16 protein-coding genes and 3 pseudogenes are annotated in these 16935 nt (G+C 36.6%); 4 read left to right on the top strand and 15 right to left on the bottom strand.

What is annotated here, in order from left to right; all coding sequences use genetic code 11:
• Nucleotides 1-70 precede the first annotated feature (70 nt).
• Nucleotides 71-1189, top strand: a complete 1119-nt coding sequence (locus tag GQS55_RS08200) for an AI-2E family transporter (protein WP_159819612.1) — start codon at nt 71-73, stop codon at nt 1187-1189.
• A 122-nt stretch (nt 1190-1311) separates the two neighbouring features.
• Here GQS55_RS08200 and GQS55_RS08195 read toward each other — a convergent pair whose 3' ends face one another.
• The 4 genes and pseudogenes from GQS55_RS08195 to GQS55_RS19980 form a co-directional block, all read right to left on the bottom strand.
• Nucleotides 1312-2700 (bottom strand): ATP-binding protein, encoded by a 1389-nt coding sequence (locus tag GQS55_RS08195; RefSeq protein WP_159819610.1) that lies wholly within the window; start codon nt 2698-2700, stop codon nt 1312-1314.
• The gene (locus tag GQS55_RS08190; protein ID WP_159819608.1) at nt 2681-3367 is read right to left on the bottom strand and encodes a winged helix-turn-helix domain-containing protein; all 687 of its coding nucleotides are present in this window, start codon (nt 3365-3367) and stop codon (nt 2681-2683) included. Before GQS55_RS08190 ends, GQS55_RS08195 begins: the two co-directional genes overlap by 20 nt.
• A gap of 9 nt (nt 3368-3376) precedes the next feature.
• Nucleotides 3377-3946, bottom strand: coding sequence for a PepSY domain-containing protein (locus GQS55_RS08185; protein ID WP_159819606.1), 570 nt, complete (start codon nt 3944-3946; stop codon nt 3377-3379).
• Nucleotides 3947-4083: 137 nt separating this feature from the next.
• Nucleotides 4084-4227, bottom strand: a pseudogene (locus GQS55_RS19980) (inositol monophosphatase family protein); the annotation flags it as partial.
• 174 nt (nt 4228-4401) lie between these two features.
• On the opposite strand from GQS55_RS19980, the gene GQS55_RS08175 reads away from it, so the two are divergent.
• Together GQS55_RS08175 and GQS55_RS08170 are read left to right on the top strand one after the other, a co-directional pair.
• A complete protein-coding gene (locus GQS55_RS08175) occupies nt 4402-5757 on the top strand; it encodes a phytase (RefSeq protein ID WP_159819604.1) in 1356 nt (451 codons plus the stop codon).
• 339 nt (nt 5758-6096) lie between these two features.
• Nucleotides 6097-6789 carry a VC0807 family protein gene (locus tag GQS55_RS08170; protein ID WP_159819602.1) on the top strand — a complete coding sequence of 231 codons (693 nt, stop codon included), beginning with the start codon at nt 6097-6099 and terminating at the stop codon, nt 6787-6789.
• 377 nt (nt 6790-7166) lie between these two features.
• Here GQS55_RS08170 and GQS55_RS08165 read toward each other — a convergent pair whose 3' ends face one another.
• The 6 genes and pseudogenes from GQS55_RS08165 to GQS55_RS08140 form a co-directional block, all read right to left on the bottom strand.
• Entirely contained in the window at nt 7167-7961 is a 795-nt protein-coding gene (locus tag GQS55_RS08165) for a hypothetical protein (protein WP_236559842.1), read from the bottom strand.
• Nucleotides 7961-9148, bottom strand: coding sequence for a hypothetical protein (locus tag GQS55_RS08160; RefSeq protein ID WP_159819600.1), 1188 nt, complete (start codon nt 9146-9148; stop codon nt 7961-7963). The genes GQS55_RS08165 and GQS55_RS08160 overlap by 1 nt, the downstream gene beginning before the upstream one ends.
• A gap of 246 nt (nt 9149-9394) precedes the next feature.
• Complete coding sequence (locus GQS55_RS08155) at nt 9395-9895, bottom strand: ABC transporter permease (RefSeq protein WP_159819598.1); 501 nt, start codon at nt 9893-9895, stop codon at nt 9395-9397.
• Between the two features lie 56 nt (nt 9896-9951).
• On the bottom strand, nt 9952-11325 hold the full coding sequence (locus GQS55_RS08150; protein WP_159819596.1) for an FtsX-like permease family protein: 1374 nt from the start codon (nt 11323-11325) through the stop codon (nt 9952-9954).
• A 30-nt stretch (nt 11326-11355) separates the two neighbouring features.
• On the bottom strand, nt 11356-11814 hold the full coding sequence (locus tag GQS55_RS08145) for a hypothetical protein (RefSeq protein ID WP_159819594.1): 459 nt from the start codon (nt 11812-11814) through the stop codon (nt 11356-11358).
• A gap of 1 nt (nt 11815) precedes the next feature.
• A pseudogene (locus GQS55_RS08140) lies at nt 11816-12133 on the bottom strand (ABC transporter ATP-binding protein); the annotation flags it as partial.
• Between the two features lie 8 nt (nt 12134-12141).
• Here GQS55_RS08140 and GQS55_RS08135 point away from each other — a divergent pair.
• Nucleotides 12142-12971 (top strand): annotated as a pseudogene (locus tag GQS55_RS08135) (sensor histidine kinase); the annotation flags it as partial.
• A 232-nt stretch (nt 12972-13203) separates the two neighbouring features.
• On the opposite strand, the gene GQS55_RS08130 reads toward GQS55_RS08135, so the two are convergent.
• The 5 genes from GQS55_RS08130 to GQS55_RS08110 form a co-directional block, all read right to left on the bottom strand.
• The gene (locus tag GQS55_RS08130; protein ID WP_159819592.1) at nt 13204-13878 is read right to left on the bottom strand and encodes a haloacid dehalogenase type II; all 675 of its coding nucleotides are present in this window, start codon (nt 13876-13878) and stop codon (nt 13204-13206) included.
• Nucleotides 13879-14322: 444 nt separating this feature from the next.
• Complete coding sequence (locus tag GQS55_RS08125) at nt 14323-15519, bottom strand: putative manganese transporter (RefSeq protein ID WP_159819590.1); 1197 nt, start codon at nt 15517-15519, stop codon at nt 14323-14325.
• Nucleotides 15520-15652: 133 nt separating this feature from the next.
• The gene (sodN, locus tag GQS55_RS08120) at nt 15653-16159 is read right to left on the bottom strand and encodes a superoxide dismutase, Ni (RefSeq protein WP_159819588.1); all 507 of its coding nucleotides are present in this window, start codon (nt 16157-16159) and stop codon (nt 15653-15655) included.
• 10 nt (nt 16160-16169) lie between these two features.
• A complete protein-coding gene (locus GQS55_RS08115) occupies nt 16170-16361 on the bottom strand; it encodes a hypothetical protein (RefSeq protein ID WP_159819586.1) in 192 nt (63 codons plus the stop codon).
• 19 nt (nt 16362-16380) lie between these two features.
• Nucleotides 16381-16815 (bottom strand): hypothetical protein, encoded by a 435-nt coding sequence (locus GQS55_RS08110; RefSeq protein ID WP_159819584.1) that lies wholly within the window; start codon nt 16813-16815, stop codon nt 16381-16383.
• Nucleotides 16816-16935 lie beyond the last annotated feature (120 nt).

Here is a 16935-nt window from a genome sequence, read left to right as displayed (position 1 = left end):
GAAAATATAACCCAATAATCGTTAAAATTACTCATTTAATTAATCACCTAAATATAAGGTTGGAATATCATTGACATCAATCTCGCAAGAAACAAAAACTATAAATAAAAGCTTAGTCTGTCATATTACGCTAACAGTTCTCGCCGTTGTTTATACCGCATATTTTGCACAAGAGTTAATTCTGCTGTTAGTCGCTACAGCTTTAATATCATTATTATTAAGTTCCGGGGTTAATGCTTTAGAGCGTTTACACGTTCCAAGAGTGTTGGGGGCTATATTCCTCTTAAGTTGCTTAATTGTACCTACCAGTGCATTAGTAATTCAATTAGAAGAACCCGTCACTAAATGGACAAAGATGCTTCCCCAAGTTTCTACTCAAATATCAGAAAAACTAGATGAGTATCAAAATATTATCGACACTAAAAGTACAGATAATGTAGAAGATAGCCAATCGAAAAGTGATAACTGGTTTTCATGGTTTAAAGAAAAACCAAAGACTGGAAACAACGCTGAAAATAAATCTATTATTCAAACTCAATTAAAGGAATCATTATTTTCTTTTGCTGCTGAATTCATGGTCTTAGCTCCTTTTGCACTGATACAACTTATCACTGCAATTATCTTAGTTTTATTTACGTTGGTATTCTCTCCCAAACTTTTTAGACACTATGTTCATCTTTTTGTTATGGAGAATAGGCAAGAAAAAGCATTTAAGTTTGTGCTTGATATGCAACAACAACTTTCTCGATATATATTAACCGTTAGTTTAATTAACTTATTCCTTAGTGTAATAGCAATGCTATTATTTACCTTTATGGGGTTAGAAGATGCTTTATTGTGGGGGCTAATTGTCGGCTTTGTTAATTTTATTCCATACGTTGGCCCTGCATTTGCCTTAGGCGCAATTACACTTGCAAGTGCAGTTCAATGGGGAGCTGATATTAATGTATTGGTAGTTGTTTGTAGCGTATTATTACTTAATATACTTGAATCACAATTTATAACACCTTTGGTTTTAGCTAAAAATATGCGCGTTAACCCTTTTATCATTATTGTTTGGCTATTGATAATAGGTTGGTTATGGGGTTTGATTGGATTATTGATTGCAGTACCTTTACTTGTCTGTACAAAGCTAATACTTACATTGTTTGAACAAACGCAGCCGTGGGTTAAGTTTTTAGAAACCTAATGTACAAAAAGCTTTTATAAATAGGTTTTGAGGTCATTGGTCTTCTCCTTTGACCTAAATATTCCTTTAAGCCTGAGTTTAGAATGCATAAGTTTAAAATAACTTATTCATTGCACAGTGACTTAATGCTTAAGTGTAATAGAAACCGTTAACCCAGGATTAGATGACGACATAGATATAGAACCTCCGTGAAGTTCTATAATGGCTTTAACAATAGGGAGTCCTAAACCAAAGCCATCCCCTTGCCGGCTAGAGTCTACTTGGTAAAGTCGTCGAAACACCGCATCATAATGCTCTTCAGCAATTCCAGGTCCATTGTCGCAAACAACAATGTCAGTTTGTTGTGATGAAATATGGTATGTTAACGCAATATTCCCTGCTGCTTGGGTATATTTAATAGCATTATCGACAACATTAAAAATAGCGCGAAATAAAAGGTTTGGCTCCCCTTTAACCCTTGATAAAGAAGATTCCTCATCTATTGTTATATTCAATGTCAGTTTTTGATTTTTTTCTTCAGCAAGTGGCGTCGCTAAGTCGATAACATCTTCACAAAGTGTTTCAATATTTACAGTCTTAAATGTACTTTTTTGGACACCTTTTTCTAATCGTGATAATTCTAACATGGCATTAAATGTGTCTATTATCTGATCTATTTCGTCTAACAATGCTATACGCCATTGTGCATCTGCGCTGTTTTCATCAAATGCTGTTAAGCTATCTTCAACAGAAATACGGATGCGAGATAACGGTGTACGTAAATCATGAGCTACATTGTCTGTTACTTGTGCGACTGAATTAATTAAATCATCAATTTCATCTAACATTTGATTAATTTGATCGACAATCATGTCAAATTCATCTTGCTTGGTACTGAGAGGCAGTCTTGATTTTAGCCGTCCCGCTTTTACATTAGCTGTCAGTTCGCCTATCTGTTTCACTCTTGAGAGCACTCGTCGGTTTAATAAAAAACCTGAAATAAGTGTAACGACCAAGGCAAATAATAAAGCGCCAACGCTTGCCGTTATAAAACGGCTTTCAAGGACCTGATAGTTATTATCAAATAATGCCATTGATAAACTACCAAATCGTGTCTCTAAATTGGTGCCTAATACTATTTCAACGGTTGTTTCACCTAAGTGATTCACAACAGCTATTGGGAAGTGTTGTAACGATGGGAATTGTGCTAAATTTTTTGGCAAACTGCTTAGGTTACCAATAACGTTATCATCATTCCTTAATACCAAAATAATTGCACCACTTCTATCAATTCGCTGTTGTATCGCTGTTTGAAAGTCGGCTTTAGTCATACTTGGACTATGTGAAAGATCTGAAAACCCTTGTGCGGCAATGGTGACTTGTGTTGCTATTTGGCGCTTTTGTTCACCCACGGTAAATTGATAAACAAGCGCTAAAATACTTGAACAAATAAGTAAAACAATAAAGGTAAAAATTAGGGTGAAGCGCCAAATCGAGGTTCGGGTAAAAACTTTAAATCGTTCTAACCACATACCCGGCTCCTCGAACAGTATGTATGAGTTGAGACTGACCGTTTTCTTCCAGTTTTTTTCTTAACTTTGCTACATGAACATCAATGACATTGGTCTTGGGATCAAAATGATAATCCCAAACTGATTCAAACAATAATGTTCTTGAAACCACCTGACCTTGATGCTCAAGTAAATAGCGTAATAATTGAAATTCCTTAGGCTGTATCGTTAGCTCTTTACCATCTCTAACGACTTTATGACCTACCAAGTCCATTACTAAATTATCAATGGTAAGCTCTGTTGCAGGACCATTTGCTTGTGATGATGCACGATGGCGTTCAACCAGAATACTTGCTCGGATATACAATTCTTGAAAAGAGAATGGTTTAGTTAAATAATCATCGCCTCCCGCCTGCAAACCTTTAATTCTCTCATCTACATGACCTAATGCACTTAAAATAATTACTGGTGTATTGATATTCGCCGCACGCATTGCCGATAATAATGCTAAACCATCCATTTTCGGCAACATACGGTCAAGTACAACAAGGTCATAACTATTACTTGTGGCAAAGAAAAGACCGTCAGGTCCGTTTTCTGCGGTATCAACTACATTTCCTTGTTCAACAAAACCTTTTTTAATATATTCAAGGGTTGTCTTATCATCTTCAATAACCAGTAATTTCATGTACTAAACCTACTTCTTAAATACAGGGATGATTTGATTATTATTAGCATCTACCAGCCAATCTTTTTCACCATCACTGTCGATTGTTTCTAGCTCAAAAAATAATACGCCTTGTTTATCTTCGACTTCTATTTCTTGTAATAATGCAGATTCATCAAGTTTTATCGCGTCAATAGCATCCAGAATAGAGTATTTCATTGTTGCTAACTTTCTAGCAGTCACAATACGATCATCTTCGAAGAACCATGAAAATAATCGATTCCATTCTTTTTCAACCACTTCACCAGTTTGAATAGAAATTATCAGTTTTATTTTTTTATCTGCTTCAATATCTATCAATTTAATTTCGTGAAAATAAACATTATTTTTATCGTCATCAAGATCATAGCTATAAATAACGCCATTATATTCTTGTTGAACTTTTCTAATAACTTTTTGGGCAGTAATACCTGACTTGTCAATTATCGATTTAGCGACTGCTAATTCTTCTTTATCTGAGCCAGCCCAACTAGATGAGATTGTTCCGGCTGTAATTAAAGTAGCTAAAGTGATTGAGATTAGTGAGTTTAAACGTTTCATAATATTGTCCTCTGATTGGAATAGTAACAGTTTACCTTCCTCTTATTAAAGGCAATATTTACGTAACATTAATTATTGTTAATGATAGCGACTAAATCATCATAAACACCACTTGCAGCAGCAATAACTGGGTTCCATTATTTAAAATAGTTATCTCCTGCAAAAATCTTGTTCGCTTTTCCGCCAGCCTCTTCTATTAATAAACACCCTGCTGCACAATCCCAAATATTCATATGTGGTTCAAAGTAACCAATTAAGCGCCCTGCAGCTACATAAGCTAAGCTTAATGCTCCATGACTACTACAGTACTACATTGCACAAGCCTTTTAAATCACTATAAAACAACATGTTATATTAGTATTCATCTTTATTAATAAAAGTTAATCTTAGGTTCATCTTCACTTTATAACGCATTAGGTACACTTATTAACAGTTAATAATTAGGAGTACACAAAATGAAATCAATTACTTTAATACCAATGGCTTTAACTTTAATAACCACCTCGATTATCAGCGTTGCGCAACCTGCCAAGAATATTACCACTGTTATACCAGCCATAGAAACACGCTCACATTATAGCGATGCTCAAGGTAACTTTACTGATGTTGATGATCCGGCCATTTGGGTTCATCCAACAGATAAAAGTAAAAGTCTAGTTGTTACTGCCCTTAAAAAAGGTGGCATTGATGTTTACAACATGCGAGGCGAACTTTTACAATTTATTAAACCTGAACCTGCTCCAGCGTGTGAAAGTTCGGTGAAAAAATGTAAAAATAAAGCTGGCAGACTTAACAATGTTGAGATTGTTTATGACTTTAATTTAGATGGTAAAAGTGTCGATTTAGTTTTACTGTCCGATCGTGGTTTAGACAAATTGGCTATTTATACCATTAATGTTAATGCTGATAAGTTACTCACTTATGTAACAGCGCCAACAGCACCTTTGATTTTCACTAAAAATCAAAAAAAAATTAATAAGGGCAACACGGCTTATGGTTTAGCGACAGCTAAAACCGATAAAACCATGGCTTTTGTTACCCAAAATAGTGAAACCCGTGTTGCCCAATTGGAAGTTTTCGATAATGGTAACGGCACGATCAGTTATAAAAATATAGCAAACTTAGATTTTCCTGAAAAATTTCTATTACCTGATAATAGCCTATGGACTCCTTGTTCAGATGAAGATGGCGAACATCCTCATTTAGAAGGTATGGTTGCAGATGTTGACAATAATGCCCTATTCCTTGCCCAAGAAGATGTGGGTATTTGGAAAGTAAGCCTTAGTGATGCTGCTAATAGCCAAAAATGGCAACTTATTTCTAAAGTAAATGCTTATGGCGTGCCTTACAGTCGCAAATGGAGTGACGCCGAAGACGAATATATTTGTAAGCTCGATACCAGTAAAGATAATGACTACGGTAATGACCACCTTATCGCCGATGTTGAAGGTTTAACCATTTATGATGGTGGCAACGGTAAAGGCTATTTACTTGCTTCAAGCCAAGGTGATAATACCATTGCGTTATTTAATCGAACGGCACCTTATGAATACATTAATTCATTTACTGTTGGCGATGGCAATATTGATGGCGTAGATGAAACTGATGGCATGATGGTAGTAAACGCTAATTTTGGCAAAGAATTTAGCCAAGGTGTTTTAGTTATGCAAGACGGTGATAATAAACCACCAAAAGGGTCATCGACTAAATCAGGTGTAAAACGAGAGAGTACCAATTTTAAATATGTTTCATGGAAAGGTATTGCTGAAGCATTAAACTTACCAATAAATACTACTTTTAAACGTCAATAGCGCTCTTCATTTATGACGAAAAAACACCACTAAATAATCTCGCAGCCGGTGAGCATACATAAAACGTTTCATTTTCTACAGTCACAGAAACTGAAGCCGCAATTAGTGTTGCTCACATAACACTTTACTCTTGGAGCAAAGGGCTACTCCCCCGAAACAAGTATATTTACTCTTACATTCCTTAATACCAGCAAACTCATTGCAACCTAGTGTATGAATTCTTACATTTAAATAATAATGAATTCTTTGTGTTAATTCATAAGTATTTTATTATGTCAATTCAGAAACTTAAAGCTATAGCTTAGAAAGAACAGACAATAAATAAAGAGAGACTGATTAATGAGTTCAGAAAAACCTAAAAACAAACCTTTATTGGAAATAATATTTAATGTTGCGTTGCCTTCGTGGTTATTAATGAAATTTTCAGGACCTGAATATTTAGGTGTGGTGCTTGGGTTGATTGTCGCACTATCATTTCCCATAGGTTATGCCATCTATGATTATGCCAGAACGAAAGAAACCAACTTTATATCGGTGTTTGGCTTTTTTAGTGTTTTGTTAACAGGTGGTATTGCACTATTTGAATTGAGTGTTGAGTGGTTAGCCATTAAAGAGGCTTCTATTCCTGGGTTAATTGCAGTATTTGTGGTTTTCTCTGGTATATATGGCAAGCCTTTAATCGCAAAATTACTGTTAAATGAATCTATAATTAATGTAGATAAGGTCTACAACAAATTAAGTGACTTAGGGAAAATGAATGAATTTGTTACTAGGATGGCATTTGCCAATCATTTGTTGGCATTAACCTTTGTTTTTTCCTCAATTATGAACTATTGGCTGGCAAAATGGCTTGTTAAAAGCCCTGCGGGTACGGCTATGTTTAACGAAGAGCTTGGTCATATGACATTAATGAGCTATCCCGTTATTGCCATACCGTCAATGTTAATGCTAGTTGGCCTTTTGATTTATGTGACGAAGGTGATTAAAGAATTAACAGGATACAAATATACGGAATTAATGATCCAACAGTAAAATCTTAGCCATAAGCTGACATTAAGCCTTTGCAAATTCATGAGCATATTTAGCTCAATATTGGCCAGCATGTTCTTCTCACTTATGTGACTGGTTTAAGCTCAAAGCTGTCGTTGAGCTTCCATCACTTGATGTTAATTGAGCCTAATGCAGTCGTTTATTACGAGTCAAAACCACCTCGATAAGCATCAATGGATAAAAGAATTAGCTCAACGTAAAACTGATTGAATTCAAATATAGGCATTTACTTTAAATTATAAAGCGATATGTGATGCAACAGTTAAAATCAGGTCCGCCAATAAGCTTTAATGAGTTTGAACAGGTTTTTCATAGTTTTTAGTTATTCCGATGCAATCACTGAACCATTTTTTCTATGTTTACCCTATTAAAGGTTCTTGCGTTAACGGTGCATCATCAAGGTAAATAGACGCCATAATTCGTTCTTGTGATGCAAACGCATGTTTAGCCCATTTTTTATGTTTATTAGATAGGTCAACGCGGTGACTAAATTTGACTTCTAAAAAGCTGCGTTTACTTAAAGGTAAACAATAGAAATCGTTGTGGGATTTGTGATTATTTTTAATTTCTCGATAAAATACCCAAGCTAATTGGTTAAAGTTTTTAATTATAGCGGGTGCTAATGGCGGGTTGCCTTGAAGCTCTATGTGTTCGGCTACTTCTTCTTCTAATTGTTCAGGCTTATATGGCCTTGCCATTTTACTCGATTGTTCGACAACTCTACGGCGAAGTTCAGTATTAGTGCCATCAGGACCGTTATGAAAATCGTCATATGCTTGCGTGACATAACGTGATAAGACCGTTTTATCTAATACGTTGATAGTGTTGACTTGTTTAATACGTAATTGACAACTGAACATGCCGTATTCACTGCTGGGAAATAAAGCGATAGGCGGCATGTACATCCAATTTTCAGTCATCATCTGTACAAAACAGTGTTGGCGATATGTTTTTGCCCGTTTAGTAAACCATTGGCTTGAGGTATGTGGAATTTTAACTTTATTAGGGCTGTATTCAGCAACTACATTACTGTCGGGCACTTTAATAGTTAATTGTTTATCCTCTAACATAAAGCGATGGCAAATGTCGCGGTTAAAATCAGGACCACCAACAAAACCTCGCCAATAAGCTTTAATGAGTTTGAACAGGTTCATCACAGTCGGCTATCACCTTTAGGTAGAGTTTTTATGAATTTTCTTACTTTGGTTGCTTTGTTCTTGTCGCCTGAAAGTTGTAATTGCGTTGCGTAGGTTTTAAGCCCTAAAAACGGTAAGGTGTGTGGGCTACCCCCGACACTACCTCTTATCGCTATTTTCATAAAGCTCATTGAACGAGCTAAGCTACTGCCCGAGGTGTCGTTGTGACCCATAAGGTTAGGGACAAAGTCGTAAGGATTATTACGTATATTGACAATGGTCATGCCTGCGTTGGACGCGGCACTTTTAAGTCGGTCAAGATTAGCGCCAGAGCCATGTATGGCAAGTTCCTGTGTGGTTAACGGCTTGCCGTACTTAATACGGTATTGTTCTAACGCAGAGCAAAATATAATAGCGCCTTGGCTATGTGCCACCCATTTTACCTTTTTACCTTGTTGGCTGTTTTGTGCTAACACAGCCGCTAGGTGCTGGGCATTATGCGATGTTTGGTTTTGGCGATTGTCAAAGCCACATTCTACAGCGTCTAAGGCAAAATTATCGCTAGGGTTATGAAACAAGGTATAGGCTTTTATACCGCCTGGGTAAGCAACATCTACATGGGTACCCATTAACCATGCAGCCTTAGTTAAATCATTTTTCATGCCGTTCACTGCGGCATGTACTGTGTTCACTTGCGTGGTTGCTTGAGGGGCATTACTCCATGCCTCTGTTAATTCATCTATTTCATCTTTCTTCTTGGCTTTATTATACGTTGCTGAGCCTACACGTTTTACTTCATAAAGCATAGTTCGCTCAGCCGATGAGGTACCTTTTACTCCCTGTAATTGCTTATCAAAGAGAATGTCTTCAATATTGATTTTATTATCTTGTAAGATGTATGTAATTAAATAATGGTAATTTTGAAAAGGGTATTTAGTGCGCCATAAACGATGTAGGGGGTTAATGCTGTGTTTTATAGAGTGTTTAGCGTTAGGGTGGGCGCAAATTTGCTCTATGTCTTTTACCACCAACTGTTGGTCGTAATCGTTTAGCTGGGCGAGCATAGCTAAGGCTTGGCAGGTAAATTTAACTTTATGAAAGGGAAAGTTAAGACCTAACTTTACTCCATAATCGCGACAGGTATTGGCATCTAATGCCATAAGTGAATTAGCGTTAATACTTTCATTGAGTTTTGTCCAAGACATTGTAATTTCCGTTTAAGTTGATTCCATTACCGATAGGGTATTATTAAACGAATTCAATGTAAACACTTGAAGCAACGTATATTTATATAGCATGGTGTTGATCATTAGACGGGTCAGCTTATAACGACTAAATGATTTTCATATCATAGATTCTAATGTCTGCTTTGGTGGCTCAGGAGCCAGTCATGCGCTGTTATCAGCCGAACACTTTTGACTGACAAACAGAAATTTGCATTACTAAAATGACTATTCATCACGTAGTATAAGTGATGGTCGAGTGCTAGCCGCCTTAAAAGCAATGCTTGCTACGGTAAACCAAGTAAGCATCGTGATAATGGCGGCGGCAAACAGATAAACCCAAACTGTCTGTTCGATACGATCATTAAAATGGGCTAACCAGTCACCTATCAGCCAATAACTCAGGGGATAGGCGATGACAATACTTATTGCTATTATCAACAAAAACTCTTTAGCTAACAAATTTATAATGGCAAAACGTGATGAACCTAGTACTTTACGAATGGCAACTTCTTTTTGTCGACGCCGGGCAGCGAAAGAGGCCAAACCAAAGGTACCTAAACACGTTAAGAAAATAACCAACAAGCTAAAAATGCTCACCATCTTTAATGCTTGGTGTTCGTCTTTATGGACATAGGCGTAATCATTAGCGACTGTGCTTATTTGTACGTCACTTAAATGTAATCTTTTCTGTAATAGCTGACGAACTAGCTTGCTTAGCTCAGCCATATTGGCATTGTTTGACTTAATAATAATATGATTTTTAGTAGCGTTAGGATTAAAACCTAAGTTAAAGGAAACGGGCAGCGCCTCGCCTGTTGCCGAGCCGAACCAATTTTTACATCTTCAATAACGCCAACGACTGTTGCGGTCAAATTATTAAACACTGTCAATGTTAGACCAATAGCAGATTCTGGTGTTGGATAACCGGCTAATTCCACCATGCGACGACTGACCAATACCCCGATAGTGCCTTTGTTTGTTTTTTCATCACCTTGATACCAATCACCACTAAATTTTGGCGAAAAATCTCGGCCGGCAAGCAGTGTCAGTCCTAAGGTTTCAGCCGCATAATAACCGCTATTTACTGTCGGTTGAACGCTGTCTATTTTTTTACCATTTGGCCAAGAAAAATGAAAATCTCCAACCATATCATTTGTCAGGTCGGTATTAGTAAATGTGACTTGCTCAACGCCAGGTAACTTTCTAATTTCTGCAAACAAATGATTACCATCTTGTATATGCAAGGCTTCAGACGGTAGGTTCTTTACTATCAAACGTGATGATTTCTCATAGCCTACCGCTAGGTTATCTATCAGGTTCATCTGCTGATATAAAGAAAACGCCGCAATAATTAAACCGACAGATAAAACACCTTGTAAGCACAGGGTTAGCTTACGGACAAAAATAGCCGCACCGCCACGGACTAAATCACCACTGAGTACACGTTTAGCGCTAAAAGAAGCCATAAATAACGCAGGATATAGTCCTGATAACAATCCCACGACAAAAATAATGGCGCAAGTGATTTGCATAAATTCAGAGCCATAAACTAAACTCAATTGCCTATCCATCATAAGATTAAACGCAGGTAAACTTATTTCGACCATAGTCAACGCCATTAGTCCTGCCAATGCTACCACCAACAAAGACTCGGTGAGAAACTGGCTAACTAATTGACTTTTAGTAGCCCCTAACGCTTTACGAACACCTACTTCTTTAGCACGCTTAGCCGATTGCGCTATATTGAGGTTGATAAAATTAATACTGGCAATCAGGATTAAAATAAAACTTAACGCTATGCAAATTTGTAAAACCGTTGATGAACCACCTTTTTTCATCGAAATTGGCCCAGTACCTTCTAAGTGAATACCCTCCATGTTAATTAATGCGATGGTAATCGTGGGTGGGACTGCTTGACCCCATAATTTATGAAGCTCGGTGGTTAACTGTTGTTCAAAATTTTCTATGTCTGTATTGGCTAAAAGCTTATAATAAGTATAACCACTCCCCTTCTTAGCAACCTTATCTGTCATACGAATTAAGCTATCAAACTTCACATGAGTATTTTGTGGTAAATCATCAAAAACCGCACCAATACGATATTGGCCTTGTTCATGTATTAAGGTACGACCAACCACCTGTGACTCGCCAAACAAGCGTATTGCCTCAGATTTACTTACAACCAATTAATTTGGCTGGTTTAAGGCCTGAGTGATATATCCGGCAATACTATATAAAGCAATAAAATCGAGAATGTTAGCGGTTGCAGTATAAAAATTGTTCAGCCGATATTCATTTCCGTTTATTTTTATTAGTTTGCTCACCTCTGCCCCCATGTGACTAAGGGACCCCGTCTCTGATAGTTTAAATATATCTTCTACCTGACTATGATTTTTAAACGAATCAGCATTTTCATAACTACTCGGTGCAATGGCCTGTAATACTACTGAGGTATAATCAGTGTGCGCAAGGAATACACGTTCACTGTCTGGCTGATGTTTATCATAAGACAATTCATGTTCGGCAAATAATGCAATTAAAATTGCAGCAGCAATACCTATGCTAAAGCCAATAACATTAAGAAAAAAATGTCGTTTGTCTTTTTTTATTGCCCTGTGTGCGCTGACCAAATAATTAACGATCATGTTAAGCAACCTCACTTGATGGTTTAATTACTTGGTTTGCTTTGTCTACTATGATTTGACCATCTAATAATCGCACTATGCGATCGGCATAACTCCCTTCTTTCTCTGAGTGAGTAACCATAATTACCGTGGTGCCTGCTTTATTTAGCTCACGTAACATTGCCATCACATTATCACCATTTTTTGAGTCTAAGTTACCCGTAGGCTCATCTGCTAAAATCAGTTTTGGATTACCAACTAAAGCACGTGCAACGGCCACACGTTGTTGTTGACCGCCTGAAAGTTGTTGAGGTAAATGCTCTGCTCTATGGTCAATAGCACGTACAATGGTTACATGGCGAGCAGCAAGATACGTTAACCTTACAAGTGAGTATTGCTGAAATTCAAGGACAAACGCGTAAAATTGTCACGTTACAATCAATTCATGAATTGTTGTTAAATAAAGAGCAGCAAGCTTATAAACGGCTCACTCACGTACTTACTCATGAAGTTGCTAATACCATAACTCCGTTAGCTTCACTTGCACAAACTTGTCAGGGGCTGATACCAAAAAGTCTGCACTTTATCGATGAAGAAAACAAACAAGATTTAACCTTAGCACTGAATACATTAGCTACTCGTACTCAATACTTAGGTGAGTTTATCGCTAGCTTTCGACAGATTAGCAGCTTACCTTTGCCAACTTTAGTACCAACTCAATTAGCCACTATTTTAGCGCGAATAGAAGTGCTGCACAGACAACAACTTGCCGAATGTAATACCACTCTAACAATTGATATACAAAATCAACAATTGGTAATGTTAGATAGTGCTCAAATTGAGCAAGTACTTATAAATCTTATTCAAAATTCTATGGAATCGATAAAATCACATAGTGATCAACAGCTGAATTTACAGGAAACTCTGCAGTTCAAAGTCAAATCTCATTAACAGTCGCACAAAATAATGCTCAACAGCTCTATATTGAAGTTGCTGACAATGGTACAGGTATTGCCGAACATGTGATTGAGATGATTTTTGTGCCTTTTTTTACCACTAAGCAGCAAGGTTCAGGTATTGGTTTGAGCCTATCAAGACAAATTATGATTAATCATGGTGGAGATTTAGTCTATCTCACTCGTCCACAAGGTGCTTGTTTCAGGTGCATCTTTGGTTAGTTCATTGAGAAAACGAGTAAATGACCGCTTTGTCGTGGCGATAACGCTTTGGTGGCATAGTTGTCTATCAGGATGAGGATCGGTTTATATTTTCTAAACAGCTGAAATAGTTATTTAAAAACTTTGCGCTATCACGCTTTGGGGCACAAAGCGCTATAGTGTTTATATCCTACTTTAATGGTGTATTTGAATTTATAACGGCTGCTTGATCTACAACTAAATCATTAAATTATCATCTTTTACTTTTGATAATTTGCTCGGCAATACCTTCCATAGTAGACGCTATTATGTCTGGTGTTATATATAAAGGATTATATGGTGCTCCAAACCTGTCAACAAAGGCAGCTTTTAATCCAGCACTTAATGCGCCATGCGTATCCCAATCATGTGCGGCAACTAATCTAATATCCTTAGCAGGCACACCCAGTTTATTTACGGCATACTGATAAGCGTTATTAGACGGCTTGAACGTGCCAGCACTTTCAACAGAAATGGCATCATCAAAATATTCATTTAAGCCCGCATTGGTTAGTTGAGACGAAAGTAAACTTGATGAAGAGTTTGAAAAAGCAATAAGAGTAAAGCCAGCCGCACGTAATTTTACCAACGCTGGTTTTATATCACTATGTGCAGGCAGGCTCGCCAATGTATTAAGTATGTTAGCGTACTCTTCATCAGACAATGTTAGTGCTAATCGACCCGCTATTGATTTTAATGCGGCTAATGCCAAACTTTTAAAGTCTGTTTTAACATCAGTGACTAAACATACTGTTGAAGAATGCAATAGCATTGAAAACCATCTATCCATATGATTTTCATCACCAAAATATTGTTTAAATGTAGGTTTTAAAATACTTAGGTTTAATATAGTCTCGTTTATATCAAATAAAATCACTTGATGATTCATACCAACTCCACAAATTAGCTAAAGGAAAAATGACAATGGGTAGTGATTAAAAATATTGTCAATTTTGACCTTAAATAGGCGTTCAACACTACTCATTTTGGTAAAGATACGCAAGCCTGCAATTCTAATTTGTACATGAATCGTAAGGTATTGCGCGTTTTATCTTTGTCTATAACACCTAATCTTTGAACTGCTTGTATTAATAACACAAACTCATTAGCAATCTCGCTTAAATGGTCTTTGGTGACATCGATTAGATCGTGAACATCTTAATAAGTTCCCAATAAGAGATGAGCAACAAACGCGATTTTTTAACACCTCGTGAAATAAAAAATGAGAATCAATAGCGATTTAACACGTTATTTAGGGTTAAAGCCGGTATAAGCAATATGAAACTAACTCATATATTAAATTTTATGTCGACGCTAAAGGAATTAAATAAACTTATTCAAATAGCCAATAATAGCCGTAAGCAGCCGTTAATGCAGGAATAGTAGAGTAAATAGTTGCAACCAATGCAACTTGTGGTGATAACGCAATAGCAGGGAATAATGCATCGCCATCGTTGCTAATAGCATTACCTATTTGTGCTGATAATGGGATAGCGCCAGATAAATACAAAGAAGTTGTTATAATTTGAGGGCCACAACCAGGGATCACGCCAACTAAAACGCCAATTAGTGGCGAGAGCGCACTGTACTCAATGAATATAGCGGCTAATTGAAAATCGCCATAGAGCATTGCCAATTCAAAAGCGATAAACGCCACGACAACCCAACAAACAACAAAGTTAGTATCTAAAGCTACTTTTTGAAAGACTTTATCATGCCTGGATTTTTTATCCTCAGCGACAATTGATTCAAAATTAGTGGCTTCGCTAGTAATAGCCCACAATATAATTAACACTAAGCATAAAGCTGCCCCTATCATTTGCAATGTTACATTATTCAGGCCAATTAACGAGGCAACATCAACCTGACCTGCAAATAAAAAACTAATGACGACACAAGGTATTAACAACCATTGCCATAAGAGGCCTTGTATTTTTAAGGCTTTAGGTAACTCTTTTTCTATAGGGGTGGCTTTTTCGGAAATTGTTAGTTCCTTTACCGTTTGACGTAAAAAGCTAGGCTCATGTATTGCATTAACAATAACACCAGATAAAATACCAACACATAAACATATAGCAACGACCATTAAACCTGTTACAGGCTTTGTTGCTAGTATAAGAAATGCAGCATCCCCCATTGTGGCAGTTAAAACCGCAACAACAGATCCAAAGCCCATTTGACCTTTTACAAATTGAGTAATGACAATAATGGCACCACCACACCCAGGTAACACTCCCATGGCACTTGCGGTTAGCACTTCATAAAAAGGCTTACGTTCACCCTCTTTACTAACATATAAACAGCTAAGCTTATTGGCAAATAAATGATAAATAGCTAATGTAAAAGCGACAAAAACAGCTACTTGCCAAAAAGCATCAGCAAGTACGGTAAGCATAAGATCATGTGTTTTTGGCTGAAATAGCAGAATACAAAGAAAAACCGGTAATAGCATTCTACGATAACAAGGTAGCGATACCTTATTTGTTAAATTATAAGCTTTAGCTAATACAAAATTGAGTGAATGATTCATCATTGACTCAATTTAAGTTTAGACATCCCTATAACTAGCCCAAAACATTGGGTTTTATTATCTGGTTTTAATTTTTCAGCAGATAAACTGCCACTCTTTTTATTTTTTACAGTTAACAATTTAAGCACAACCATTAAATCGACTTTAGTACAGGGTAGCTTAAAGATTCTGCTGGTGGATAAGGGCAAATAGCACGATAAACTTCAATGCCTTTAGTTTCCCAAAAGATTTCAACAAACTGATTTACTTTATCTAATAGTTTTACACTAGCTTCACGATTTATGCTTTGTTTCGCCTTAGAAGCTGCCAACATAATTTCATGCGTTAACGCGTGCAAGTTTTGATGGCTATCTAATTGAGGCTGCTTCATATAATCACCCCAAATAATAAGTATCTCTTCTTTTACTTTATTTCCATGTGCTTCTTTCTCATTAACTAAACGAATAAATGTCGCTTGTTGCTCGAGAGTTAACGATTCACAGTCTTTTAATTCATTTAACAAATCAACCATTCTGATCATTGTAAGCACTGCTAGTTGTGCTGTAATAGGATCATAAATTTTACAAGGTATATCACAATGCGCGACAGCTTGATCGAAGGGATATTTAGTATCAATTTTAGTTAATAGATCAAAAATCATTATACGTACCTTACTTTTTCTTGTTAAAAAAACCGTGTTTTTTTGTAAATTGATAAATAATTAAAGCTATACCAATAACGAGAGGAGCAACCCAGAGTAAATGAATGAGCCCTGCCATAGGATCACTATGATCATGTCCTGCATGCGAAAAGCTTGGAGCAGAAACTGATAACAATAAAATGACGATATATAACCTAAACATCTAATTTTCCTTTTTAGTATTAATGAATAACGTTTTCTTGCTGCTGTAGTAGTAATTTTAGTGAGTCAAACCTGTCAATGCAGTCATCACAAATTACGTGCTTTTTGTTGAACAGTAGTATGGGAGATAGTGTTAATGAAAGGCCTTTAAAAGCAATCAACTTAATGTCTTCATCATCTACTTTAGCGTTAGTTACTTCTAACAGGTATTCGTGTGGAACCATCAAAAACCTTAATGCTAAACTGATGTTTCCTTGATGTTCATAAAGTGCAGATAAATTATGACATGAACAAACCCAAGCCATTAACGTGTCAGCACACATAGGATTATTACGATAAGAAAAAGCTAATAAGTCATATGCTTCGCTATAAAAACACTCAGCTTTACTCCATTCCTTTTCATGAAAGCAATGATTACCAAGCTTTAGCAGCGACTGCCATTGTTGATGTTCCATTTATGCTACCTCACTGATTTACTATTTTAAAATAATCAAAGACCATTCAAAGCAATACTTTATTGCCCTATTTGGTAGGTGTGTTTCATCTCCCAATAAACCAAATGATAATCACTCTCA

It is taken from the genome of Colwellia sp. 20A7, from assembly GCF_009832865.1.
In the GTDB taxonomy this organism is placed as follows: Bacteria; Pseudomonadota; Gammaproteobacteria; order Enterobacterales; family Alteromonadaceae; genus Colwellia.
The sequence above is the reverse complement of the archived record's forward strand: the minus strand, read 5'-3'. Positions and strand labels throughout refer to the sequence as shown.

Excerpts from the sequence above, each read along its gene's own strand:
- GQS55_RS08195 (WP_159819610.1), bottom strand. The coding sequence starts at position 2,700 with ATGTGGTTAGAACGATTTAAAGTTTTTACCCGAACCTCGATTTGGCGC.
- GQS55_RS08190 (WP_159819608.1), bottom strand. The coding sequence starts at position 3,367 with ATGAAATTACTGGTTATTGAAGATGATAAGACAACCCTTGAATATATT.
- GQS55_RS08185 (WP_159819606.1), bottom strand. The coding sequence starts at position 3,946 with ATGAAACGTTTAAACTCACTAATCTCAATCACTTTAGCTACTTTAATT.
- GQS55_RS08175 (WP_159819604.1), top strand. The coding sequence starts at position 4,402 with ATGAAATCAATTACTTTAATACCAATGGCTTTAACTTTAATAACCACC.
- GQS55_RS08170 (WP_159819602.1), top strand. The coding sequence starts at position 6,097 with ATGAGTTCAGAAAAACCTAAAAACAAACCTTTATTGGAAATAATATTT.
- GQS55_RS08165 (WP_236559842.1), bottom strand. The coding sequence starts at position 7,961 with ATGAACCTGTTCAAACTCATTAAAGCTTATTGGCGAGGTTTTGTTGGT.
- GQS55_RS08160 (WP_159819600.1), bottom strand. The coding sequence starts at position 9,148 with ATGTCTTGGACAAAACTCAATGAAAGTATTAACGCTAATTCACTTATG.
- GQS55_RS08155 (WP_159819598.1), bottom strand. The coding sequence starts at position 9,895 with ATGGCTGAGCTAAGCAAGCTAGTTCGTCAGCTATTACAGAAAAGATTA.
- GQS55_RS08145 (WP_159819594.1), bottom strand. The coding sequence starts at position 11,814 with ATGATCGTTAATTATTTGGTCAGCGCACACAGGGCAATAAAAAAAGAC.
- GQS55_RS08130 (WP_159819592.1), bottom strand. The coding sequence starts at position 13,878 with ATGAATCATCAAGTGATTTTATTTGATATAAACGAGACTATATTAAAC.
- GQS55_RS08125 (WP_159819590.1), bottom strand. The coding sequence starts at position 15,519 with ATGAATCATTCACTCAATTTTGTATTAGCTAAAGCTTATAATTTAACA.
- sodN (WP_159819588.1), bottom strand. The coding sequence starts at position 16,159 with ATGATTTTTGATCTATTAACTAAAATTGATACTAAATATCCCTTCGAT.
- GQS55_RS08115 (WP_159819586.1), bottom strand. The coding sequence starts at position 16,361 with ATGTTTAGGTTATATATCGTCATTTTATTGTTATCAGTTTCTGCTCCA.
- GQS55_RS08110 (WP_159819584.1), bottom strand. The coding sequence starts at position 16,815 with ATGGAACATCAACAATGGCAGTCGCTGCTAAAGCTTGGTAATCATTGC.